Source organism: Spirobacillus cienkowskii, from assembly GCF_037081835.1.
Taxonomy (GTDB): Bacteria; Bdellovibrionota_B; Oligoflexia; order Silvanigrellales; family Silvanigrellaceae; genus Silvanigrella; species Silvanigrella cienkowskii.
This window is the reverse complement of sequence record NZ_CP146516.1, coordinates 1929394-1953144: the sequence shown is the minus strand read 5'-3', so window position 1 is coordinate 1953144 and position 23751 is coordinate 1929394. Positions and strand designations below refer to the sequence as shown.

The 23751-nt window shown below is 32.1% G+C and carries 21 protein-coding genes; 15 read left to right on the top strand and 6 right to left on the bottom strand.

Going from position 1 to position 23751, the window contains the following annotated elements:
* Positions 1–121: 121 nt before the first annotated feature.
* From Spiro2_RS08670 to Spiro2_RS08655, 4 genes are all read left to right on the top strand, one after another.
* Positions 122–505, top strand: a complete 384-nt coding sequence (locus Spiro2_RS08670; RefSeq protein WP_338635351.1) for a PEGA domain-containing protein — start codon at positions 122–124, stop codon at positions 503–505.
* Between the two features lie 56 nt (positions 506–561).
* Complete coding sequence (locus tag Spiro2_RS08665) at positions 562–732, top strand: hypothetical protein (RefSeq protein WP_338635350.1); 171 nt, start codon at positions 562–564, stop codon at positions 730–732.
* Positions 729–2246 carry a DUF4105 domain-containing protein gene (locus Spiro2_RS08660; RefSeq protein ID WP_338635349.1) on the top strand — a complete coding sequence of 506 codons (1518 nt, stop codon included), beginning with the start codon at positions 729–731 and terminating at the stop codon, positions 2244–2246. The genes Spiro2_RS08665 and Spiro2_RS08660 overlap by 4 nt, the downstream gene beginning before the upstream one ends.
* A gap of 362 nt (positions 2247–2608) precedes the next feature.
* Positions 2609–3847, top strand: coding sequence for a hypothetical protein (locus Spiro2_RS08655; RefSeq protein WP_338635348.1), 1239 nt, complete (start codon positions 2609–2611; stop codon positions 3845–3847).
* On the opposite strand, the gene trmFO is transcribed toward Spiro2_RS08655, so the two are convergent.
* The gene (gene trmFO / locus Spiro2_RS08650) at positions 3844–5301 is read right to left on the bottom strand and encodes a methylenetetrahydrofolate--tRNA-(uracil(54)-C(5))-methyltransferase (FADH(2)-oxidizing) TrmFO (RefSeq protein WP_338635347.1); all 1458 of its coding nucleotides are present in this window, start codon (positions 5299–5301) and stop codon (positions 3844–3846) included. The two genes, Spiro2_RS08655 and trmFO, sit on opposite strands and share 4 nt — an antisense overlap.
* A 160-nt stretch (positions 5302–5461) precedes the next feature.
* On the opposite strand from trmFO, the gene rfaD reads away from it, so the two are divergent.
* From rfaD to Spiro2_RS08610, 8 genes are all read left to right on the top strand, one after another.
* Positions 5462–6547 carry an ADP-glyceromanno-heptose 6-epimerase gene (gene rfaD, locus Spiro2_RS08645; RefSeq protein ID WP_338635346.1) on the top strand — a complete coding sequence of 362 codons (1086 nt, stop codon included), beginning with the start codon at positions 5462–5464 and terminating at the stop codon, positions 6545–6547.
* A gap of 43 nt (positions 6548–6590) precedes the next feature.
* Positions 6591–8675 carry a (Fe-S)-binding protein gene (locus Spiro2_RS08640; RefSeq protein WP_338635345.1) on the top strand — a complete coding sequence of 695 codons (2085 nt, stop codon included), beginning with the start codon at positions 6591–6593 and terminating at the stop codon, positions 8673–8675.
* A gap of 98 nt (positions 8676–8773) precedes the next feature.
* Positions 8774–9007, top strand: a complete 234-nt coding sequence (locus Spiro2_RS08635; RefSeq protein WP_338635344.1) for a Sec-independent protein translocase subunit TatA/TatB — start codon at positions 8774–8776, stop codon at positions 9005–9007.
* Positions 9008–9010: 3 nt separating this feature from the next.
* A complete protein-coding gene (locus Spiro2_RS08630) occupies positions 9011–9982 on the top strand; it encodes an ArsA family ATPase (protein WP_338635343.1) in 972 nt (323 codons plus the stop codon).
* A 32-nt stretch (positions 9983–10014) separates the two neighbouring features.
* Positions 10015–11118 (top strand): ArsA family ATPase, encoded by a 1104-nt coding sequence (locus Spiro2_RS08625; protein ID WP_338635341.1) that lies wholly within the window; start codon positions 10015–10017, stop codon positions 11116–11118.
* A 2-nt stretch (positions 11119–11120) separates the two neighbouring features.
* Positions 11121–11903, top strand: a complete 783-nt coding sequence (locus tag Spiro2_RS08620; RefSeq protein WP_338635340.1) for an ABC transporter permease — start codon at positions 11121–11123, stop codon at positions 11901–11903.
* Positions 11904–11913: 10 nt separating this feature from the next.
* Positions 11914–12687, top strand: a complete 774-nt coding sequence (locus Spiro2_RS08615) for an ABC transporter ATP-binding protein (protein WP_338635338.1) — start codon at positions 11914–11916, stop codon at positions 12685–12687.
* 48 nt (positions 12688–12735) lie between these two features.
* On the top strand, positions 12736–14232 hold the full coding sequence (locus tag Spiro2_RS08610; protein WP_338635337.1) for an MlaD family protein: 1497 nt from the start codon (positions 12736–12738) through the stop codon (positions 14230–14232).
* Positions 14233–14240: 8 nt separating this feature from the next.
* Here Spiro2_RS08610 and Spiro2_RS08605 read toward each other — a convergent pair whose 3' ends face one another.
* The 3 genes from Spiro2_RS08605 to upp are packed head-to-tail and all read right to left on the bottom strand — an operon-like array spanning position 14241 to position 16615.
* Entirely contained in the window at positions 14241–15299 is a 1059-nt protein-coding gene (locus Spiro2_RS08605) for a DsbA family protein (RefSeq protein WP_338635336.1), read from the bottom strand.
* 21 nt (positions 15300–15320) lie between these two features.
* Positions 15321–15938: a uridine kinase gene (gene udk, locus Spiro2_RS08600; protein WP_338635335.1), complete on the bottom strand. Its 618-nt coding sequence runs from the start codon at positions 15936–15938 to the stop codon at positions 15321–15323.
* Positions 15939–15961: 23 nt separating this feature from the next.
* On the bottom strand, positions 15962–16615 hold the full coding sequence (gene upp, locus Spiro2_RS08595; RefSeq protein ID WP_338635334.1) for a uracil phosphoribosyltransferase: 654 nt from the start codon (positions 16613–16615) through the stop codon (positions 15962–15964).
* Between the two features lie 217 nt (positions 16616–16832).
* Here upp and Spiro2_RS08590 point away from each other — a divergent pair, with 217 nt between their 5' ends.
* Positions 16833–19532 carry a hypothetical protein gene (locus Spiro2_RS08590; RefSeq protein ID WP_338635332.1) on the top strand — a complete coding sequence of 900 codons (2700 nt, stop codon included), beginning with the start codon at positions 16833–16835 and terminating at the stop codon, positions 19530–19532.
* Between the two features lie 61 nt (positions 19533–19593).
* The gene (locus tag Spiro2_RS08585; RefSeq protein ID WP_338635331.1) at positions 19594–20403 is read left to right on the top strand and encodes a hypothetical protein; all 810 of its coding nucleotides are present in this window, start codon (positions 19594–19596) and stop codon (positions 20401–20403) included.
* A 17-nt stretch (positions 20404–20420) separates the two neighbouring features.
* Here Spiro2_RS08585 and Spiro2_RS08580 read toward each other — a convergent pair whose 3' ends face one another.
* Positions 20421–21314 (bottom strand): IS982 family transposase, encoded by an 894-nt coding sequence (locus Spiro2_RS08580; RefSeq protein WP_338635329.1) that lies wholly within the window; start codon positions 21312–21314, stop codon positions 20421–20423.
* Positions 21315–21556: 242 nt separating this feature from the next.
* On the opposite strand from Spiro2_RS08580, the gene Spiro2_RS08575 reads away from it, so the two are divergent.
* A complete protein-coding gene (locus Spiro2_RS08575) occupies positions 21557–22615 on the top strand; it encodes a hypothetical protein (protein WP_338635327.1) in 1059 nt (352 codons plus the stop codon).
* Here the strand turns inward: Spiro2_RS08575 and rffA are convergent.
* Positions 22612–23751, bottom strand: a complete 1140-nt coding sequence (gene rffA, locus Spiro2_RS08570; RefSeq protein WP_338635326.1) for a dTDP-4-amino-4,6-dideoxygalactose transaminase — start codon at positions 23749–23751, stop codon at positions 22612–22614. The two genes, Spiro2_RS08575 and rffA, sit on opposite strands and share 4 nt — an antisense overlap.

Sequence of the window (23751 nt, the reverse complement as noted above, 5' to 3'; positions counted from 1 at the left end):
TATTCTAATTTTTTTTGGAATATTACTCCATTTATCATTTATTACAAAAAAATTTTATATTTTTATTGACTTGAACAATTTTAATATTTAAGGTGCGGCAAAAGCGTAAATGGAGGTATTTATGAATAAAAAAATTATGCTGTCTTCTTTAGTTATTGCCAATATTCTTTTTTCTGGATGTGCTTCAATTGTTAAGGGATCAAAACAAAACGTTTCAATTATTTCAAATGTAAAAGAAGCAGAAATTATTATTAATGGTTCTACAATTGGAAAAACACCATATAATGGCCCAATTGCAAAAAGCTCCTCGACAACCATTACTCTGCAAAAAGAAGGTTATGAACCCAAAACAATCACGTTAGATACAGAATTAGAACCTATCTTTTGGGGAAATATTCTGCTTGGCGGTGTTTTTGGATCGACTACCGATATGGCATCGGGTGCGATGTATAAATACACTCCAGCAACCTTGAATATTGATTTAGATAAAATTCAGGGAAACTGAGTTTAGATTGTGTTTCTGGTTATTATTCGTTTTTTCTTTTAAATTATCACTTGATCATGAATGAGTTAATTGATGGAGATAGTGAGCTTATTCGCTATCTCTTAAAATACAAAAAAAATAAATCATACAAAAAAATTGTAGATAATTTATTAATTTTATCGCATCAGTACACAAATCCAGAAGATTTTTGTTGTCTAGCAAGCTTAATGATGGAAAATGAGCAGTGATACAAAAAATAGTATTTATTCTGCTTTTGCTTATTAGTTTTACAGCTAATGCCAAATTTGATTGGCTTGAACCAGTAAAAATAGAAGATATTTTTTTAAAAAAACATATTTCTATTGTATTTGCGAGTCAAAATTTAAAGTCTCCTGTTTCAATGTTTGGGCATACGTTTTTAGTGATTCATGCAGAAACTATACCTGAACCAGATTCTATTGTTATAGAGTTTTTAGGAAAAACCGATGGAGTGAGTTGGGCGCATTTAAAAGCATTGGTCAGTTATATTGAGGGCGAGTATCGACTTACGAGATTTATCCTTAAAAAAAGAGAATATGATTTAGAAGATAGGAATTTATGGATTTATAGATTAAGCTTATCAGAAAATGAAAAAGAAAAATTAATCTATAATATATCAAATAATTTAAAAAAGAAAAATTTACCATATACATTTTTGAATCAAAATTGTTCACATTATATTCTAAAACTTCTTTTATACGAAAAAAAACAAAACTCTCAATTTTTATTATACACTTTACCAAAATATACAATTCGTGAATTACAACAATTGGGTTATATTGCAACCCCACCAACCAATATACATTCTACCCAATTTTTTTTAATCAAGAAATTTAATGAATTAAATAGTCAGGATAAAAAAAACGTTGCTAAGATTATCAATGCTAATAATACATACAATAGTCAAAATACAACACCAACTCTTAAAAAGATTGCAAGTTTAGCAATCGCTTACAAAACACCAAGAGAGTCTAATCCTCAAATTAGAAATCATTATTTTAATACTCAAAAAAAGATATTAGCAGAACTTAATGAGAAAAATTTAGTCTCACTCAGTGAGCCTTTAAAAAATAATTCTTATGATCCGCTTAAATTGTTTGGAGATACTAGCTTGCGTTTTGGAATACTGACAAAGACAAGAGGTCTTGTTTTAGAAGGTAAATTAGCCCAAAGAGATTTTTATACTTCTTTAAATGATGGTTTATCGAGTTCTTATCTTGAGATATTAAAAACCAAAATTGTTACAAATGATTTGGGAATAAATATTTCTCAGTTCACAATTTTTAAACTTGATAGTTTGGTTTCTGAACATGATTACAGATTGCCCTTTAACCGACTTTTTGATCTATCTTTTTATAATCATAATTATGAATTTAATAAAAATATTGGAGAATGTGTTGCGCGATATGGATATGGAACGTCATGGAATTATAGTGACCTTACTTTAGGTATTATTCCTTACTTTGGCGTTAGATATTTTAATAATTCAAGCAAAACGATTGAATTGGATTTGGGTATTACTGGTAAAATAAATTATTGGATTAATGACTATATTTCAACAGAAGCCTCGATGATAAAATATCTCAACTCAAAAATGCCTTTTAATTATTTGCTTGAACTTAAATTTGCAATAAGAATAAATCCAAGATGGACATTAGGAGTTCAAAATATTTTTTACGCCAAGAATAGCAACATGGAATTTTCTATGGTTTATAATTTCTAAATATTTATATTTTTTATAAAAATTAATAAAAAACTAAATATCAACATGAAATTTTAAAAAATAATAGGATATTTAATATCGAAAAATTATTGTTTTTTTGAATTTATTCTATATTTATATCTGATTTTAAAGCCTTATTGTTTTGCTTACCAAAACCGTCTTTTTTTTTGACATTTTAGTGATTTTTTGTTCTAGATAGTTTTTAAGTTACTAAAAATAAACGTTTATTTTTTTTAATTATTTTTATTAAGTATGTCTAAATATGTTGTATTTCAATTGTAACTGAAATTTTTCAATAATTGAATTATTTATTGGTAGTCTTTGTAATGGTTTTTCTTTGTTTTATCTCAGGAGTGATTCATATGTTTTTAAAATTATTAAGAATAACCTCGTTTTTAATATTAACCTCTTTTTACAGTTTTAATAGTGCATTAGCGCTAAAGGAAACAAAAGTAGATAAAAATATTAAACAAATTAATTTACTACAAAATTCGCCAGCTCTTGTTTATAATATTTATGCAGGAAATAAACTGATAGCGTCAAATGAACAATCTCACCTTTTGCGGTCGAATTCAAAAAATCCATTAACTTCGATTTATCTTCCCGGGTATGAAATGCCCAGTTTTGCGCATATTGATGAATATATTCAAAGTCATAACAATGCATTGCCATTAACTTGGGGGGCTGAGGAAGGCAATAAAAGAACATGGGCACAGGCAAAACCCTACTCAAGTTTAGGCCAAGATTTAGCAACTGAGCTCGTTTGTACTGATGTTACAGGTTGCAAAGGAGATATTGCATTTTCCAATTGGGCTGGCAGTATATTCATTTCCAATTCAAAATCTCAACAGTCAGGGTATTTTACGACTTCAAGAAGTTCTTCTCTTTTTGATAAGGTGTACGTTACTGATGGTAAAGGAGATTTTATTGAAATAAGTATGACGGGTTTTAATTGGTCACATTACCCCTTTGATGTTAAATTTAATGAACCGATTGCTTATTTATTATTAAATCCTGAGAATAAAAATGCTTATATTAACGATATCAACGAACCGCTTTTTGATGGCACAGAAACACAAAGTGCTGGGACATTTTGGAAGCTTGCATGGCAAAGTTTAATGGGTGCAGGCACTTCGATTGATAATACCTACTCAATTGCGCATGGTTTAACCAAAACTGAGATTGATAGCTTAGGATATCAGATCGGAGCAGAATTTACATCAGGTATACCAGGAATTTTTGAATTAAACATTTCATCTTCTATTTATCAGCGTTGGGATAAATCAACAGCGGTCAATGATGTAAAATCTTATTCGACTCGTATTAGCTTTCCTGCGGATAATTATGATTCTGTAGTGGCTTATTATAATTTAATGTTAGGTTTTCATACTTATGCTCCTCTCTTAGAAAAGTTTTTAGACCCTAATAACCCAAACGGATTTAATGCTAAAATTAATGAGTCCGTTAAAAGTGATTCTTTTGTTTCATTAGAATTAGCAAGGTCTTTGCCGATTGGCAGCACAGGTGTTGAAACAAATATTGATGCTCAAACACCTTCTGGAGAGTTTATTTATGGAACAATAAAAAAACCATCAATTTAAAAATTCTCACCTACCCACTTGTCAAACAATTCTTCGGCACGACAAGCCATCAGTTCGCGTTTTACAGATTTATCGAGTTTTTTAAGTTTTAGCAGTGCATCGGGTGTGCTGCTAAATTTTTTAATGTCACTTTCACAAAGTTCTTGAAATAATCCCCAATGAATATTCATTGGAGTAAAACGCTTTGCTTCTGCTTCCGTACAAAAGCGTGCTAAACAGCCAAGAGATGTGTTTGTTGGAGGCGGTGTTAATAATTTATTTTTTGTAAGTTTATTACCAATCACATGAGCAATCAATACCCCCATGGCGGCGCTTTCTAAATATCCTTCAACCCCCATAATTTGTCCTGCCAAGTAAAGTTTTGGATTGCATTTTAAACTAAAATCTTTGTTTAAAATATTTGGCGAAACAAAATAAGTATTGCGATGCATACTTCCCATTCTAAAAAACTCAACTTGGTTGAGTCCTGGTAAGGTACGTAAAATTTCTTTTTGTGCTCCCCAAGTAAGACGGGTTTGAAATCCAACCATATTCCAAGCGGTGTCACTGAGTTTTTCTTTGCGTAATTGTACTACTGCGTATGGCATCCGTCCTGTGCGTGGACAGATTAACCCTTTTGGTTTCATGGGACCAAAGGATAATGTTCTTGGTTCACTTTCGGCTAAAACCTCAATGGGTTGGCAGCCATTGAAGTAGCGTGGTTCTTCAAAGTTTTTGTGTGGAACTTTAGCGCCTTGCTTCACTTTTTCAACAAAAGAAAAATACTCATCTTTGTTTAATGGTAAGTTTAAATAATCACCTTCTTCTTCATCGTTGCACTCAAGTTCTGGTAAGCCATCAAGGAGAGCCTGTGTTGCTTGTTTCTTTTTTTCGTAAGCGTGAGTTTTGGATTGACGGTTTGCATAAAAAGCAACGGAGTGATCGATGGTATCGCCATCTAAAATTGGCGCAATGGCATCGTAAAAATAAAGCTGATCACTGCCTGTCATGTGGCGCAAGTTGTTTGCGAGAGCATCATCGGTGAGAGGGCCTGTGGCAATCACAACTGCAGAAAAATCGCCGTACGATAGAAGATCCTCAATCGATTGGATAATGACGTCAAATGTTTTGATTTTTGAGTGCGTTTTGATGCTTTGCGTAATGCCTTCAGAAAAACGTTCTCTGTCGACGGCAAGAGTTTCTCCAGCAGGAACTTCGTATTTTTTTGCGTATGGAAGAATTAGGCTCCCAAGTTTAGTGAGTTCGTCTTTTAAAATACCTGCAGGATTGAGGCGGCTTTTTGATTTTAAGCTATTGGAGCACACGAGTTCTGCATAAAGGTTGGGACTAATTTGTGCAGGGGTTGTTTTTTTAGCTTTCATTTCAAATAATGAGACAGAAATTCCATATTGCTCTGCAAGAATCCATGCACATTCACTGCCAGCGAGTCCTGCACCAATTACGGCAACATTCATGTTTTGTTCCTTGTTGATAATTTGTAATAATTTTTTTCAAAACTTTTAGACGCCAATGGACTAAAAATTGTGTTAAAGCTTATATGGCAAACTATTCAGGTTGCTTCAACATTTTTACAATGTTTAAGCGGTATGTGAAGAACAAAGATATGGAGTCAATATGCCTCTTTTTGTTGTGACTGGTGCTCATGGATTTATCGGTACCAATATTGCAGAAAAAATTTTAACTGCGGATCCCAGCGAAATTGGGTTTGAAGCGTATAAAAATGTTCATTTTTCTGATTTTGATGAGAAAAAACATCAAGACAAAGGATGTTCTGTCATTGCCAGCGATTTGTCTGGCACTCTAAATCGCGATACAGCACGCCGGTTTTTGGGTTCTGCTCGTTACCGCTATGTTGATTATGAAGAATTGATTTCTGTATTAAGATCGCTGCCTACAAAACCTGATATCGTGATTCATAATGGTGCATGCTCTTCGACAACAGAAACCAATCCTGATGTCTTTAGCAAATTAAATGTAGGTTATTCTCAAGCGCTATGGGAATATTGTGCAGAGCAAAATATTCCATTTATTTATGCTTCGAGTGCCGCAACGTACGGAGATGGCAAATTAGGCTTTTCTGATAAAAAAGAAGATTGTCATAAGTATATACCACTAAATTTATATGGAAAGTCAAAACTAGATTTTGACTTATGGGCGCTAAAGCAAGAAAAAACACCTCCAACATGGTTTGGTCTTCGTTACTTTAATGTTTTTGGCCAGTTTGAATCTCATAAAGGTGGCCAGGCAAGTATGGTCTACCACGGCTATAATCAGGCAACGAGAACCGGTAAAATTCGTTTGTTTGAAAGCAATTCATCGTTGTACCAAGATGGCGAACAGTTGCGTGATTTTGTTTATGTGGATGATCTTGTTGCTGTTACAATGAAATTGGTGCAAATGTGCTTACAAAGAAAGCAATCTAAAAACAAACCAGACATTCCGGACAATGGTTTGTTTTTAAACGTTGGAAGAGGCGTTGCAGAAACTTGGAATGACTTAGCGAAAAAAATATTTTCTGCGCTCGCGTTGCCTGAATCCATTGAATATATTCCAATGCCTGTTAATATTATGAATCAGTACCAAAATTATACCTGTGCAGATTTAACAACATTAAGAAGCTTGGGTGTTAAGCACGAATTTTCAACTTTAGATTTTGCCGTAGCAAAATATGTGCAAAAGCATTTAATGCGCGGTCAATAAAAATCAAAAAATTGGCTTAGCCTAGCAGAAAAGGTTTTTTGGCATGGAAGCTCAATTACTGACACGACAAATATATTGGTCACCATCTGGTGGTTTAAATGATATTTTGCATCTTTCTACATATGGTTGGCTTGCTTTAGCAATGCTCGTTTTTATTTATGGTTTTTGGCGTCATGTTAAGTTGTGGCAAGCGGGCAAACCAGAAATATGTTTTGACAATCCACTAGAAAGAACAAAATTATTTTTTAGAAATGTTTTGGCGCAAGCAAAAGTTTTAAGATCTCGTAGACAACGCGATCCAAAGCATCGTTCTATTTATGCGGCATGGATGCATGGTCTGATTTTTTATGGTTTTTTTGCGTTAGTTTTTGGTACAACAATTGTTGCGTTAAAAGATTATTCAATTGTTGATTTGTATCATGGCTGGTTTTACGCTTTTGTTAAAGTAACGTGCCAGATTGGTGGGTTAGCGCTTGCTATAGGATTATTGCTTGGAATTGTTCGTCGCAGTAGAAAAAGTTTAAATTTTTCTCATAGCTTGAGTTATACAATTTTATATAGTTTGTTATTTTTATTAGTGATTCAGGGTTTTGTTTTACAAGGTTTTCGTTTGGCATTTCAAACAGACGCGCTTGATGCACAATGGGCATTTATTGGTTATTTAGCAAGCTACTTATTTCCAAAAGACATGGAACCTCAAAATGCAAATAACGTTTATACAGCTTTGTGGTATTTTCATATGGTCACAACCATGGCATTTATTGCAACAGTTCCTTATACGCGCGCAATGCATATCGTGACAGCAACGTTAAATTTGTACACGCAACGTTTAACCCCAAGTGTGTTGCTTGCCAAAATGGATTTTGAGAACGCTGAATCTGAGTATTTTGGCGTACGAGATTTACGCGATTTTTCTTGGAAAGATTTATTAAGTTTTGATAGCTGCACAGAATGTCGGCGTTGCACAGATATTTGTCCGGCAAATGCTGTCGCAAAGCCGCTCGATCCACGTGAAATAATTTTAAAACTCAAAAATAGCATGACTGTTGACGCTCTTTTTGCAAAAGAAGCAGAACAACAAAAATACTTTTTATATGAAAATGGCACAATCACTCACAACGAAATTTGGGCGTGTACCAACTGTGGAGGCTGTGTCAACGAATGTCCTGTAGGAATTGATCAGTTGCGCACAATAATGCAATTGCGACGTTATCAAACCTTAACATTAGGTGAAGTGCCTCCGGCAGCTGGTAAAGCAATCGAAAACATTAAGCAATACAGCAACCCATGGGGATTGCCACACGCAGATCGTTTTAAATGGGCTGAAGGTCTTGATCTGCCAATTATCACAGGAGATTCTCCTGAGGTTGAATACCTTTATTATGTAGGTTGTGCGGGATCGTATGATCTTGGTAATCAAAAGGTCGCACGTGCGGTTGTGAATATTTTAAAATATTGTGGCGTGGATTTTGCTGTCATGGGTAAAGCCGAAAAGTGCAATGGTGAGCCAGTAAAACGATTGGGTGATGAGTACTCTTATGCAGAAATTGCAAATAGTAATGTTGAACAATTGAATAAATTAAAATTTAAGAAAATTGTGACGCACTGTCCGCACTGTTACAATACATTAAAAAATGATTATCAAGATTATGGCGGCAATTATCAAGTCTTTCATCATTCGCAATTATTAACCGAATTACTAAAAGCTAAAAAATTAAAACTGCCGGTTGAAATTCATAAAACAGTCACATTTCATGATCCATGTTTTTTGGGCAGACATAATGGTGAATATCAAGCACCTCGTCAAATATTAGAAGCCGTTGCAGGATTGCGATTAACAGAAATGGAATCAAGTAGAGAGACATCAAGTTGTTGTGGTATGGGTGGTGGCAATATGTGGTACGAAAGCGAAGGTGGCGGTAAAATTGTGGAACGAAGATTGCAACACGTTGCCGATAGCGGCGCGCAAACCTTGGTGACAGGCTGCTCATTTTGTATGATCAATTTTAAAAGTGCATTTCAAAATTTGGAGCGGACAAAAAATTTAGAAGTTATTGATTTGGCTGAAGCTGTGATGATGGCAATGCCAGAAGAAGCGAAAAATGCAGCGTTGATAAGACCGAATTGATATTTGACTTTGTATTGTGCTAAGGTTATTTCGTGGATTCGATTTAGTTTAAGAGAAGAATCTGCGTAATTTTTTTTTGTTTTTTGTGTGGAGGTGGTATGCACACCTTTAGTTTTGGTGAGCTTGCTCTTATTTTTGGTATTGTCATTATTCTTTTTGGTGGTAGCCGTTTAGCCTCCGTAGGAAAATCATTAGGAGAAGGAATTTCAAACTTTAAAAAAGGTTTACATGGTGGTTCTTCAAATGATGATAAGCAGCTCGATGCGTCGTCTGCTCCGTTAAATAAAACCCAGGTTGTCGATGTTGATCACAAAACTCCCCCAAAAGCGTAAGGCATGTTTTTAAATAACATTGGCCAAAAACTCTTGTTTATTGTTGGCAAGGGTGGCGTGGGGCGTACAACAATATCCACTTCTTTAGCGTGTTACTTTGCTCAAAAAGGCGAAAAAGTTCTTGTTGTTCAGTGGTCATTAAACGATACAATTTCTCCCTTATTTTCTTTACCTCAATGTTCGCACAAAGAATCTGCATTACCATGTGGTTTTTCGGTGATGAATTTTTCTGCATCCGAAGCTATTCGAGAATATTTTGTTGATCACTTAAAAATGCGAATTACCTATTCTCTTGTAATAGAAAATCGGCATGTTCAACGGTTGATTCAAGCGGCACCAGGAATACAAGAATTATTTTTTTTAGGTAGACTTTTTTGGTTGCTTGAGTTGGCGCAAAGTGAAAAGGGGTATAGTTACGACAGGATTATTGTTGACGCTCCTGCGACAGGTCATGGAATTTCGTTATTTGGCATTGCGCCTGCAGTTGCACAGCTTGGCATGACAGGCCCTTTGGCAACAGAATGCGAACGAGTCACAAGCATGTTGCTAGACAAAAATAAAACAGGCATTCTCGTTGTAACGTTACCAGAAGAACTTCCTGTCGAAGAGTGTATTGAATCAGTTCCCAATATTTTTAATCAACTAAAACGATTGCCTCTTGCTATTTTAGTCAATCAATCTATTAATTCATGTTATTTTTCTGATCTCAATTTTAAAAATGAAAGCTGGTACCTTAATTTAAAAGAGACATTTCAAAATAAAAAATCAAGTTTTGAGTTAGACTTGATCATGAATAATTTATTAAAGCGAAACATGATGGAAAAAAAGCTTAAAAATTGGGCAGAAAAGTTTTCAGTAGAAAAAAATGCTGAATTGCCTATTTACTATTTACCTGATGTGACATTACTGCATAAAATTGAAAATCATTTAAGTATTATTCAAACATTAACAAAAATTTTTGCCAATTTAGTTTAATTTAGCTATATAGTTATAATTTGAGGTGCGAAATGGGAAAATCTTTTCCGAGGTTGCATATATTTTTAGGTGCCGGAGGAGTTGGTAAAACAACTTTATCTGCATCTTTTGCGTTATCGTTAGCAAACTCGGGAAGAAACGTTGGCTTGTTGAGCATCGATCCTGCAAAACGCTTGCAATCAGCGCTTGGGGTCAATAGCCTCAGCGAACTAGGCACTCAAATTCCTCTACAAAATAAAAATGGCTCGCTGCATGCATCAATTCTGCATATCAATGAAAGTTTAATGCGATGGGTTTCTGAAAAAGGATTAACACCCGACGCGCAGCAAAAATTATTTAAAAATCCTTATTTTATTGCTTTGTCAGACAAAATGGCGACTGCGATTGATACTTTGGCTGCAATTCGTGTGGCAGAATGGGTAGAGCAGTATCCAGAAGTTGAAGACTTGGTGATTGATACCGCTCCTGGCATCCATGCAATTGATTTTATTGCAAAGCCAGAAAAAGTGTCTTCGTTTTTAGATAGTAAGATTATTGATTGGATAAAATGGTTTGTTGGTAGCGCAAATGAAAAACCGAATTTTGTGGCTTGGGCATTTAAATCAGGAGCTCGAAAAATTTTAGACGGTTTAGCTCTTGTTGGAGGCAAACATTTTATTGTGCATTTTGCAGAATTTTTAACTATGCTTGATGAGGTTTTTATTACTGCATTAGAAAGACTCAAATATTCGCAAAAGTGGATGCGTAGTTCTCAAACTAATATTGTTCTTATTACCTCAATAAGAGAAGATGCCGTTGCTGTAGTAAAAGAAATAGCCAGAGTATTAGCCGGAATGAAAGTTGTGACACAGAAAGCAATTATTAATAGAGCATTTCCAAAAAATTTAAATCATGAAATAGAGTTACAAAATTTTATATCTCAAGAAAATTTAACTTCGTTAGATCAAACTGTATTTGCTAATTATATTTCTAGCTATAAAAATCTTCAAGACAGAGTTTCTGAACAATTATTAAAAGTTTCGCAAACTGTAATTGAAATTCCTGTTTTTGCAAGTTTGGATGTTGAACGTGAATTGCGACTTTCTGATTTGTCGTTAATAGGTGACACGATCAGACTTCAATCAGGACAAGTATAAAAATGAAGAATTTATTAATCATTCCCGAACAGATTGGCGCTTTTTTGTTAACAATATTTGCTGGTGTGGGAAGGTTTTTAATATTTGTAAGAAGTATTTCTCAATGGATCTTTATCCCCCCTTTTAGAACTTCTTTATTATTTAAACAGCTTGAGTTTGTTGGTAATAAAAGTTTTGTGATCATTTTTATTTCATCACTTTTTGTTGGCTCTGTTTTAGGTTTGCAATTAGGAGTCATTTTTAAACTATTTAGTGCTGAAGGATTAATGGGTGCTGCAACAGGAAAATCTTTGGCATTAGAATTGGCACCAGTTATGTGTGGTTTTATTGTAATTGGTAGAGCAGGTGCAGCAATGGCAGCAGAAATTGCAACAATGCGTGTAAACGAACAAATTGATGCAATGGAAGCAATGGGAGTAAATCCTATAAGTTATTTAGTTGTACCAAGGGTTTTAGCAAGTACAATTATGATGCCTATTTTAGCTATATTTTTTTTATTTATTGGTGTTATAGGTTGTTATTTTGTAGCAGTTATTTATTTTAGAGTTGATACACGTACTTTTATGGAAATGTTAAAATGGATAGTGTACTGGGGTGATGTTGTAAAAGGATTAATTAAAGCAATGGTATTTGGATTTATTTTTTCAATTATTTGTTGCTATAAAGGCTTTAAAGCGCGAGGTGGTGCAAAAGGCGTTGGAGAAGCAACCACAAAAGCTGTCGTTGCAAGTTTGCTTTCAATATTAGCTGGAGATTTTATCCTCACTCTTTTCCAGGTAAGGTAACCAAAGATAAATGCAATTAAATAATATTTTTGTAAGTTTTAAAGATGTGAAAAAATCCTTTGGACAAAATCATGTACTGAATGGTTTGAACCTTGAAATACCAAAAAATAAAATATCATTTATTATTGGTCGAAGCGGTGAGGGAAAATCTGTTATTTTAAAACATATTGTTGGTATTTTAAATCCAGATTTTGGAGAAATATGGATTGATGGTAAGGTGATGTCTCCAGATGAGCAGGATAATTGGAACATTGTGCGTAAAAAAATTGGTTTTCTTTTTCAAGATGGCGCTTTATTTGATAGTTTAAATGTTTTTGAAAATATTGCATTTCCATTAAAAAATCATTTAAAAATTTCTTTTGCAAAAATGCGGCAAGAAGTAGAAGAGCTATTGGAGATTGTAGGTTTACCTGATATTCAATACAAATACCCGTCTGAACTTTCAATTGGTGAACGAAAAAGAGTCGGTTTAGCACGAGCATTGGCGTTAAAACCTAAATTGCTACTTTACGATGAACCCACGACAAGTATGGATCCTTTTGTGTCTGATTTGATTGATAAACTTATATTTAATACTCAAAAAAAACTTGACGATATTACAACAGTTGTTGTGAGCCACGATATTTCGTCTGTGTTTGGTCTTGCAGAACATATTTTTTTATTACACAAAGGACAAATTTATTTTGAAGGGTCTGCGAAAGACTTTGAAACAACTGAAGACGCTTTGGTCAAACAATTCCTTAGTGGCGGCAGAAAAGGTCCTTTGGAAGTTCCTCTTGTCTAAATTAAAATCAATTGAAGAGTTTTTTTAACGATAAAGGATTTATTGTTCATGTCTTTGTCATCTGAAGTAAAAGTTGGAATATTTGCAATAGTAGGAACAGCTGTGTTGACAACAACAGCTGTTGTCCTAGGCGGTAATCCTTTTACGTCTAAAAAACAAAATTTTTATACAACGTTAAATAATGTAAAAGGTGTTGCCGAACGCACCCAGGTTCGCGCATCGGGCGTGCAAGTTGGGCAAGTGACCTCAGTTGAAATTTTAGAAAATGGTGCCCGTGTTAACTTTAGTGTTGATGGCGGTTTAAAAATTCCAAAAGGTTCTTATATCGAAATTCGCTCTCGTGGAATTCTTGGCGATTCTTACATTGAGATTGTACGTAATCAAGCCGGTCAAGGACTGATGAGTTCTGGTGACATGTTACCGCGTAGCCCTGATTCAGTGGATATGGATACTTTAATGAGTAACATGGGAGCAATTGCAGATGATATAAAAAAAATAAGTAGTTCGCTCGCACAAATGCTGAGTTCGCAAGAAACAGGAGGCTCTTTAAAAAGAATTATTGCAAATATTGATGGTATTACCTCTGACTTAAAAGAAATCACCTCGAGCCAAAAAGATTCCATTAAGCAAGCAATTGTTGCAATTCGTGATAGCGCAGTGCGTATTTCACAATTGATGGAAAGAAATGATACAAAAATTGATACAATTTTAGCTGATATCAAAACTTTTTCATCAGAGCTTAGAAATATTGCAACTGTAGAAAACAGAGAAAAAATTGAAGCAATTATTGCAAATATTGATGATGCCAGTGCATCAATGAAGCGTTTAGCAGGAAAAGTTGAAAATGGCGAAGGCACCTTAGGGCAGCTTATTGCTAAAAACGATACAGCCGATGAAGTGAAATCGACCTTAAAAAGTTTACAAGATGCCGTAAGACCAATTTCGCAAATTAAAATTACATTGATGGATCGTGTCGAATATCGAGTGTCTAATGCCGACAAATCAGATCGTTTTGTGAATCAATTTGATATGATGTTGGCTACTAGGCCCGATCGTTATTATTTAGTTGGTATTACCAATGCTTCTTTTGGAAGAGAAGTTGTGAGAACAGTGACCACAACTTCAACAAATGGCAGTACGACGACAACGGATACAACGCAAACAACAACAGAAAAAGTGTCTAATTTAAGATTTAATTTACAGTTGTCACAACGCTTTGGTTTTTTGGGATTAAGGCTTGGGATGTTTGCCAATACGGGCGGTTTTGCAACAGATATCTATGCATTTCGTGATAAATTTGTCAGTTCTTTAGAATTTACGCAATTTGGTGGTACGCCAACACCATCTGATACCCAGTATGGCACACGTGGGCCTTTTAGTATTAAAGCCTTTGCCAATTTTTTTATTACGCCAAATCTTTTTGTGACAGGTGGGGTTGATGGTTTGGTGCTGTACAGCAAGCCATTTCCTTTTGTTGGTGCAGGTCTTTCTATTACAGACGAAGACTTAAAAGGCATCATTGGCGTTGCTGCATTAGCGAAATAAATTGATTGTTAACTTTTTTGTTCGCTTAATTTTTTTTCAATTATTTTTTTGAGTTCTTCAAAGTTCATTGATCCATCTATTTTAACACCATTAATAAATAAAGTAGGTGTTGCATTGATACCAATGTTATTTGCTTCTTCAATGTCTTTTAAAATTGCATGTTGACGAGACTGGTCTGTGTCTTTATTGCATTCTTTAAATTTTTTTACATCTAAGTTTAATTTTTCTGCAAATATGTTGAAACTTTCTTCTGTTAAGCCTGTTGTGGGATTGCGATCAAACAATAGGTTGTGCATTTCCCAGTATTTGTTTTGTTCAGAAGCACACTTTGCTGCAATTGCTGCAGGCATGGCAAGTGGATGAATTGTGGATAATGGAAAGTCTCTAAAAACAAATTGTATTTTGCCTTTAAAGTGACTTAAAAGTTTTTCAATAGTTGCATGTGTTTGTACGCAATATGGGCATTCGTAGTCTGCAAACTCTACCAATGTGACTTTAGGATTATTGAGCGATTTGTCTTTAACATATCCAATAGAACTTAGCGGAACAACAAAATCATAAAGTTTTTGAAATGCCGTAATTTTTAATAAACCTTGCGACTCTGCATCATCAAGAATTTTGCGCTCTGCTTTACTTTGTTCTAGTTGGGAGAGATAATTTTTTACAACGAATTCTCTTTGATTTTCTGGGATTTGTTGCATTTTAGGGCTATCTTGATATGCCACAATAAATTTTTTAATGTCTTCATTTGGAATTGTAATATTTTTTGCAAAATAATCATTTTTTGCATTTTCTAATGAATCAATTTTATTAGAAATTTGATATTCTTTAAACCATTTGTCTAAGTAATGTTTTTCAATCACATTTTTTGTCGTATTATATAATTTTTTTTGCGCATTATATATTTCAAATTTTTCAGAAACTGTGAGGTCAGAGTACTTAACAGTTGTATTTTGGATCTCACCAATTGTTTGTTGCGGAGAAAATTGGGAAGTTAATGATGATTGACAGCTTGATAAAAAAAACGCGGCAAGGGTTAAAATTGAAGTTTTTATTGGATTTTTCATAAGCATCCCTTAAATAAAAGATTAATTTGTAGAAAACGTTTTTTTAAATTCGTCCAGTAAGTCGTAAAGACTTTCGTTGTCGTAAACGACATGACTAGCAAATTTTTGCGAAGGTTGCACGTAAGCCTCGTACATCGGTTTTACAAAAGTTTGGTACTGTAGAATCACTCCTTCAGGGCTCCGGCCTCTTTCTTCGACATCACGTTTGAGTCTTCTTTTAAACCGGATATCTTCTGCAATATCAAGAAATATAGCATAATCAAAAAATTCTCTTAATTTTTCTTGTGATAGTACTAAAGTTCCATCAACAATGATAACCGGCATAGGTTCAAAGTAAATAGTTTCTTTTTTTCTTGTATGGGTGATAAAGTCATAATCAGGCATATTTATCGGTATATTTTCTGATAAATTTTTTAATTGTGTGGCCATTAACGCAAAGTCGATGGCTTGTGGATGATCAAAATTAACACTGCCATCGCCTTTAAATTGAAGGCTGTGATCATGATAATAATTATCTTGACTCACTATTTGGCAGATATCGTTTCCTAAAATTTGTTGTAATTTTTTTGCAGCCGTTGTTTTTCCCGAGCCACTTCCTCCAGAAATAGCAATAATTGTGACTTTTCTATCTTTTTTCAAAATTTAACCTCAATAAAAAAATTTCAAATGGTACCATAAATTCTGTCTCCCGCGTCTCCAATTCCAGGAAGTAAATATCCTTTATCATCGATAGTGCGCTCAACACCAAGACAATAGATCGATACATCAGGATGCGCATTATGCAAAATTTCTAAGCCAGAATGTGATGCCAATATGCAATGAAAACGAATATCATGTGCACCGTATTGTTTGAGTCTGTTTATAGCAGCGACAATAGTAGCGCCGGTAGCGAGTAATGGATCGAGTAAAAATATTTTATTACCTTCGATATCGTCTGGAAGTCTAAAATAATATTCTACAGTGTTATTTAAAAATTTATCTCGATATATCCCAATATGCCCCACCTTTGATAAAGGAAACATTTGCATAAAGCCATCAAGCATTCCCATTCCTGCTCTCATAACAGAAACAATTGTGACATCTTCTGATATAAATGGGCTTTCAATTTTTTCAAAGGGGGTATCGATTATCATATTTTTTGTTTTTAAATCTCGAGAGCTTTCGTAAGCCATTAAGCGACTCACTTCTCCAAGTATTCTTCTAAATTCATTGCTTGGAGTTTCTTTATTTCTAATAATCGATAAAGAATGCGTTAGTAATGGATGGTCTAATATTTTGATATAATTTAAATTTTTTTTCTTATATGATTTTGCCATAAAAACTTCCTTTAGTATAATTAAATTAAAATTAATTATTTATAGTAACATTTTTTATTTATTTTTAAAGAAAATTTAAAAATATTATGTATTATATAAAAAATAATTAATTTTTTTATTTACATTTATAATAAAAATTTATAAATTTATATTGTAAAATTTATTATTTTTAAATAAATTTTCATCATTTATTAATTTTTATAATCAAGGAGGATTAATGTTAAAAATTAAAAAATTATTATATGTTTTTTCAACTGCTTATGTGCCGATTGCTAATGGAATTAGCATTTATGATAAACAGATAATGGATAATAATTCTAACACTCACTATCGTTCAAACGATCAGGGGTCTATTTCTAATGAAAGGTGGGATAATTTTTTAAAAATAAATAAAAGTTACGAGGAACATAAAAAAAATTTAGAAAATATTTTAAATAACTTTGAAAACCATGTTGATTTATTGTATTTTAAGGCTGTGCGTGACTTGATAATTAAATATCATACTAGTTTAATTGTTTTAGAAAAGTATGATCCTAATAGTTTTAATAAAATGTTTCCTAATCAAACCTCTGAGGAAATTTATAATAGATCAATGCAAGATATTGAGCCATTATTTTTACAAATTATCAATAAGTCGTTTTATCAATATTTAAAATATTTTTTTGCAAATAATTCTGAATTTTTAAAAGAAATAGAATTTAATTTTTGGGTTAAAGCATATTGGCCTACATTAAATACACAACACTTTTCGGGGTTTGAATCTGCCCATTATTTAAAAAACTCTTCAAAAAAAATTTTAGAATATAGTATTTTTAATGATTTTTTATTAAAATCAAATGTAGAAGATTTTGATTTTATGCAAAACGAAGTTACATTTGGTGAGTTTTGGAATAGTGCTTCTTTAACTCCATGGGTTACAAATAATAAAAACCCAGTTTACTATAAATTTATTTATAATAAAAATATTGATTTGATAAAAAAATATTTATTACCTGATTTAAGTATTTATGAAAAAGAGATTGAGAATTTTTCAGTTAAAATAGGAAGAAGTAATTTGGTTTTAAATATTATAAATTTTAAAACCAAAATTTTTGAAACTTTTTTGAATTTAAATTTAAGATTAAATTTGACTAATAAAAAATCTAAAAGCGATAATTTTGACAATAAAAGAAAATTTGATGTATCAAACTATTTATTAAATACATATAAAATTTTTGATAAAAATAAATGCTTATCAAAAGTAAAAAGTAGACACGCTAAATATGAAAATTGTGCTGTATTAGATAATTCTCAAGAATGGCTAATTTATCCTATTAATAAGAATTTTACTGAATTTAAAATATATTCTGTTAAAGAAAATGGTAAATGTTTAGAAGATAAATTAGGTAATACATTATTAATTTCTAAATGTATTAATAATAATAGAAGTCAAATTTGGAAATATAGTAAAGATAGTAAAAATAGAAAAATTATTAGAAATTTAGAGTCAAATAAGATTTTAGGGAGTACAAACCACGTTACCACTAAAATCACAAGAGAAATGTTACTTTTAGCATCAGTTTTGAGCAATTATAAATTATACTCTGAAAGTGATTGGGAAGATGGGATTGTAATTTCTAAAGATATTCCTTATATATTGTATCTTGCAATGTATCTTAATAAATACGAAATTCCTAATTCATCAATTGAATTTTTAAAATTAGTTAATTCTAAATCATGGTCTAGATATATATCTCCTTCAGTATTAGTTTTAATAAATAAATTGATTAACAATCCTAAATTTTTTGTTGAGAATGTATTACTATTAAATTTGTTTAATGAAATTAGTAACAAAAAAATGCTAATTAGTAAAATGGAAGATTATACAAGGCCAGGTGACTTTTATTTTTTTGATAACAATAATACTAAAGAAAAAGATATATTTATTAGTAGATTTTATGGAAATTTAAAAATTAATATGCTTGAAATTCCAAAAAATAAATCATCAAACGAAAATTTTATTTACTTTGCTTCGTGTCCAGAATATTTTAGTGATGACCTAGTCTTAAGTTATATTAAATTTATATATTCATTAAAATATCAAGATTTATTATCAAAAATTTTATTTGTTAATAATGAATATGAAAGTTCTGTTTTTAAAAACTTCATTATAAATGAAGATTATTTGTTAAATTCATCTTTTTTGATGTTAAATAAAATGAATGGATATGATGAAAATTATAATGAAATTAATTCTATTTTAAAGCTACCAAATATTTATAACTCAAGCAATATAATTATTGATCCAATATATGAAAATCTTCCATATCAAAGAATTGAAAATTCAATGTATCGATTTTTTCAACTAGTAGAGGATAATGATGGATTTTTATTAAATCATAATGATTTTAGAGTCCCTACTTATAGAGAAGTTTGGAATCGTTGGTTGCAACAAGAATGGAATCCGCCGCAAGAATTTGAACAAATACAGCAACAAATACAAACAGAAATCGAAGGGAGTAGCCAAGAATTATTTGACAGATTATTTGATGATTTTCAGAATTATTGGATTGAGCAGTTATTAAATCGTTATGAAAGACAAGAGCAAGGTATTCAAGTGAGCGGCAACCCTTCTGAAGTTTCATCAGGATATGATGATGCTTATCCTGTTTCAATACGAAGTGATGATTCGGGAATGAGTTCTAATGCTTCACAAGAATTTATGCCTGTGGATGAAGTCGAACATAATGCACAGATCCTAGAGGATATGGAAATTGTAGAAGAAGCGAATAATATTGAAACACTGTTTGAAGTTGCGAATGTAAATTTGGTAAGTTTAGAGTCGGGGATACAAGCTTTAAATGAATTGATAATTGCTGAAAATTCTGTGAGTACAGTCACATTATCAACTGTTATTCCTATAGTGATTGTGCCATAGAATAGATATATTTATGTAATTTATTTTTAAGTATTTGTTTAATTGTAAAGGTTATTGTTGTATGTTAGTAAGAATTTTTTTGTTTTTGTTAAGTTTTTCGGTTTTTTTTCAGGCTTATTCAATTAGTATTTATGAACATAATTTAAATAATTTTTATGAAAATGATGCTAATCAAATTCATTATGGAACAGATCAAGGATCAATTGCTAAAAATAAATGGGATCAATTTGAAAAAACTATAGTGTATTATGATCAATACAAAAAAAATCTTAATAAAGTTAATAAAAAATTTGAAGAAATTTTGATTTATAATTATTTAAATTCTATTAAAAATAAAATGTCAGAATATTATACTAGTTTGGTTTTTTTAGAAAGGTATAATCCAGATTATTTTAAATATTTATATTTAGAAAAAAATCCTGATCAAGTATATTACGAAAAAATAAAAGAGTTGGAGCCAGTTTTTTTAACAATAATCAATATAGCCGCTCATTCTTTAATTAAAATGTACGCCAAAGAGTTTCCGGTGTTAATTTACGAGGTTGATTTTAGGTCATGGATTAAGGCTTATTGGGGCACTTTAAATTCTGAGCATAAATGGGGCTTTGAGCCCGCTCATTATTATAATAAATCCATAGACCCAATTTATAAAAGTGAAATTTTTAATTTTTTTGTTCAAGAAACATTAAATAATGAAAGTGACTTAAATAGTATAGAAGTATTTTTTAGTGTTAATTGGGCAAATGCAAATTTATCACCATTAACAAATAAAATTGAAAAAAAATTACAGTATAGACTTGTTGAAGTTAAAAATATTGATTTGTTAAAAAAGTATTTTAATTTAAATCCACAAATTAATAATGCCAATTAATAGTTGAGAAAAATCAATTAGAATTTGAATAAGTAGTTAAACAGGCAGGCAGAAAATCGTCCGAAAACATGGACGATAAGGCCTTTAGTCGATTGAACTTTTGATGCGATTTGAATACCGCTGGATTCAATTAACCAGTTAAAAAGGATTTCAATGGACTGCCGAATAGAGCTAACAGATTTAGAATAAACTTTCTCATCACTAGAAAGAGTTTTTTTATTCCGAGAGAGTTTAATTGGTGTGTGTAATTTAGAGTTTATTTGATTCAAGTTTTTTTTAGTTGATTTGTCACAGTAAGCACGATCGGCAAAGATTTGCGAATGTTTGAAGTTTAAAAGATCATTCTTAACAGCAGTTAAGTCGTGAGTTGCGGCGGGTGTGATTTTAAAATCAATAGGTGCGGCAAGTTTTTTATTTTGAAACAAAGCAGCGAGATGAAGTTTTAACCCATAGTAAAATTTATCTTTTGAAGAGCAATAGCCAATAGCAGAAATATCGTTTGCAGTATTGCACTTGTGCGCCCGAAAACCAGTTGTGAGTATAATAGGTAAAGAGTCAATAAGAATAAAAGGTTTGGATTTTGTTTTAGGGATTTTAAATTTATTATTTTTTAAAATAAAGTTTGCAAGTTCAGGAAAGAGTTTACTTAAGCTATTAAGTCTTGACAAAAATCCTTCATAAGAAGGCAAGTGAGGAAACCAGTTTGGAATAAAATTTTTAGTGAAGTTAAAAATAGCTTTTATATTTTTTTGTTTCATTAAAACTCCAAAGATGTAAATAGTGGTGACTTCTTGGTCTGTGAACGAGGGATTTGAGTTTGGACTAATTTTTAAAAAAGAGGTTGGAGAGAGTTGAGAAAAGAAATCGCAGGTAGTAAGGTATACAGTGATGAGTTGGCTCTGCCAGTCCATTGGTAGCTCCTTTGTTAATTTTGTTTGTGCAAAAATTATTTAACAAATTGGAGCTATTTCTTCAAGCCTCACAATAACTTTCTCAACTATTAACTGGCATTAATAAAAAATATATAAACCTTATTAAGACAGAAAAAAAATATAATTTATTAATAAAAAATATTAAAGAAATAAATAATTATTTTTTTAAAATAATTAAAAAAATTGATAATATTAACTTTAATGGTGTTGAGAGAAAGTTTGTGCAAATTGTTGATCCTGTTTCGAATAAATGCCTTAACATCTATAATAAGGTTCAAAAAAATGTAAATAATTCTAGTAAATTACTTTATGGACATGATGTATCTTGGGAAAAATGTGTTAATAATGAGTCACAAAAATGGTATGTAATTAATAGTGCTAAAAATTTAAATAAACTTAAAATATTTTCTGCTTTTCGAAAGGGATATTGTCTTGAAGAATCTGCGATTTTTGGAGTGAGTTTAACTTTATGTAATTCTAAACTATGGCGGCAAAATTGGTTTATTCAAAATGATAAATCTATTATAAATCAAAAAACAGGACATAAAGTTTTTGATAATATTAAAATTCAAGAAAATTTGTCTTTTTCATTAGCTTCAATGATTGATATTCCTTTCAATGAGAACTTTATTGTCAATGATTTTGAACCTTTTTTAAACAGATTTTTTGAAATGGTGGATGATCATGATGTACGGCTTCAAATTTTAAATGAAAATAGATTGCCGTCTTACCGGTTGGTATGGAATAAGTGGTCTAATAATGAATGGAACCCACCAGAAGAGTTTAATCATATTGTTCGTCAAACAGCATTTCTTCGGCAAGGATTAACTGAAGAGCAATTTAGCAATGTTTTTCAAAATATTCAGGATTTATCGCTTCGTGATGCAATCGTGGATGATGCTGCTGAATTAGATGTTAATGAAAGTTTTGAACATTTTTCTCGCCCTTATTCCTCTTCATTACCCCCCTATTACCAAGAAGAAGGCGAATTGAGTTTTTGGGATAGTAGTTTTGACACCGAATCAACAGGCACGACAAATTCAACTGCAGAATTGCAAGAAGAACTGAGAGCATTTGATATAAATTCTGAAAGTGAAAATATGTTACAAAATGGAAATTATCTCAGTGAGATTCAGGATCTATCACAAATTTTTGATGATATTGAATCTTCGTCGAACTTATTAAATTCAAATATTCAAATACTTCTTCAAACTGTAACAACATTATCTTCAATAGGAAATTTTGCATTTGCTGCAACAGTTGTGACTTTAATTCCTTAAAGGTTTTTGTCACACCAATTGTGAATTTCTTCTACAATATATTGCAAAGATTGTTCATCAAGATCAGGGTAGAGGGGCAGTCTTAGCAATCTTTTTGAGAAATCTTCTGTAATTGGGAGATCTCCCACTTTGTAGCCAAAAGTTTGGCCCAGAGGTGCGGTATGAAGTGGGATATAATGAAACGTTGCACCAATCCCTTTACTTCTTAAGTGCTCCATTAACGCGTTGCGATTCTGTTCGTTATTTAAAATAATATGAAAAAGATGATAATTTGAAGTACAGTTTTTTGGAATATGAGGAAGAGTGAATTTTTCCTGTTTTTCTAATGTGTTTAAGTTTGAAATATAATAATTATAAATATGTTGTCTTTTAAAGTTAAGTTCATCTAAAAGATCGAGTTCTGCAGCTAAAATAGCTGCTAATGGTTCAGCTAAAACATAACTAGAACCTCTTAATACCCATGTATATTTATCAATTTGTCCACGTAAAAATTGAGTTCGGTTTGTTCCTTTTTCTCTAATAATTAGCGCTTTTTCTGCAAGCTCCTCGTTGTTTGTAAGCAGTGCGCCGCCTTCGCCGCAGACAATGTTTTTTGTGTCATGAAAACTTAAAGTTCCCATGTCGCCTATTGTCCCTAATGCCACATTTTGCCATGTGGCACCAATGCTGTGTGCTGCATCTTCGACAATTTTGAGTTTATATGTATTGCCTATTTTTAAAAGGCTTTCCATATCGCAGGCAACTCCAGCATAATGGACAGGAATTATTGCCTTTGTGCGTGGCGTGATTTTTTTAACAACGTCACTTGGATCCATATTCATTGTGGTTGGATTGATATCGCAAAATACGGGTTTTAACCCCGCAACGATCACTGAATTGGCAGTTGATGCAAAAGTATAGGAAGGCAAAATAACTTCATCTTGGTAATCTGCTTCTAACAGTAACATTGCCGTTTCAAGAGCATGAGTGCATGATGAAGTGAGTAACGCATTTTTAATATTAAAAATTTTTTTTAGTTTTTCTTCGGCAATATGACAAAAAGAACCATCTCCCGATAGTTTTCCAGAGCTTAATACTTTATAAATATTTTCAAATGCTTGAGAGGGGATATGTGCTTTGCAAAGAGGTATATTCAT

What these genes read in the sequence shown, in the direction of transcription:
- Spiro2_RS08670 (WP_338635351.1), top strand. Translation starts at nt 122, where the DNA reads ATGAATAAAAAAATTATGCTGTCTTCTTTAGTTATTGCCAATATTCTT.
- Spiro2_RS08665 (WP_338635350.1), top strand. Translation starts at nt 562, where the DNA reads ATGAATGAGTTAATTGATGGAGATAGTGAGCTTATTCGCTATCTCTTA.
- Spiro2_RS08655 (WP_338635348.1), top strand. Translation starts at nt 2,609, where the DNA reads ATGTTTTTAAAATTATTAAGAATAACCTCGTTTTTAATATTAACCTCT.
- trmFO (WP_338635347.1), bottom strand. Translation starts at nt 5,301, where the DNA reads ATGAATGTTGCCGTAATTGGTGCAGGACTCGCTGGCAGTGAATGTGCA.
- rfaD (WP_338635346.1), top strand. Translation starts at nt 5,462, where the DNA reads ATGCCTCTTTTTGTTGTGACTGGTGCTCATGGATTTATCGGTACCAAT.
- Spiro2_RS08640 (WP_338635345.1), top strand. Translation starts at nt 6,591, where the DNA reads ATGGAAGCTCAATTACTGACACGACAAATATATTGGTCACCATCTGGT.
- Spiro2_RS08635 (WP_338635344.1), top strand. Translation starts at nt 8,774, where the DNA reads ATGCACACCTTTAGTTTTGGTGAGCTTGCTCTTATTTTTGGTATTGTC.
- Spiro2_RS08630 (WP_338635343.1), top strand. Translation starts at nt 9,011, where the DNA reads ATGTTTTTAAATAACATTGGCCAAAAACTCTTGTTTATTGTTGGCAAG.
- Spiro2_RS08625 (WP_338635341.1), top strand. Translation starts at nt 10,015, where the DNA reads ATGGGAAAATCTTTTCCGAGGTTGCATATATTTTTAGGTGCCGGAGGA.
- Spiro2_RS08620 (WP_338635340.1), top strand. Translation starts at nt 11,121, where the DNA reads ATGAAGAATTTATTAATCATTCCCGAACAGATTGGCGCTTTTTTGTTA.
- Spiro2_RS08615 (WP_338635338.1), top strand. Translation starts at nt 11,914, where the DNA reads ATGCAATTAAATAATATTTTTGTAAGTTTTAAAGATGTGAAAAAATCC.
- Spiro2_RS08610 (WP_338635337.1), top strand. Translation starts at nt 12,736, where the DNA reads ATGTCTTTGTCATCTGAAGTAAAAGTTGGAATATTTGCAATAGTAGGA.
- Spiro2_RS08605 (WP_338635336.1), bottom strand. Translation starts at nt 15,299, where the DNA reads ATGAAAAATCCAATAAAAACTTCAATTTTAACCCTTGCCGCGTTTTTT.
- upp (WP_338635334.1), bottom strand. Translation starts at nt 16,615, where the DNA reads ATGGCAAAATCATATAAGAAAAAAAATTTAAATTATATCAAAATATTA.
- Spiro2_RS08590 (WP_338635332.1), top strand. Translation starts at nt 16,833, where the DNA reads ATGTTAAAAATTAAAAAATTATTATATGTTTTTTCAACTGCTTATGTG.
- Spiro2_RS08585 (WP_338635331.1), top strand. Translation starts at nt 19,594, where the DNA reads ATGTTAGTAAGAATTTTTTTGTTTTTGTTAAGTTTTTCGGTTTTTTTT.
- Spiro2_RS08580 (WP_338635329.1), bottom strand. Translation starts at nt 21,314, where the DNA reads ATGGACTGGCAGAGCCAACTCATCACTGTATACCTTACTACCTGCGAT.
- rffA (WP_338635326.1), bottom strand. Translation starts at nt 23,751, where the DNA reads ATGAATATACCTCTTTGCAAAGCACATATCCCCTCTCAAGCATTTGAA.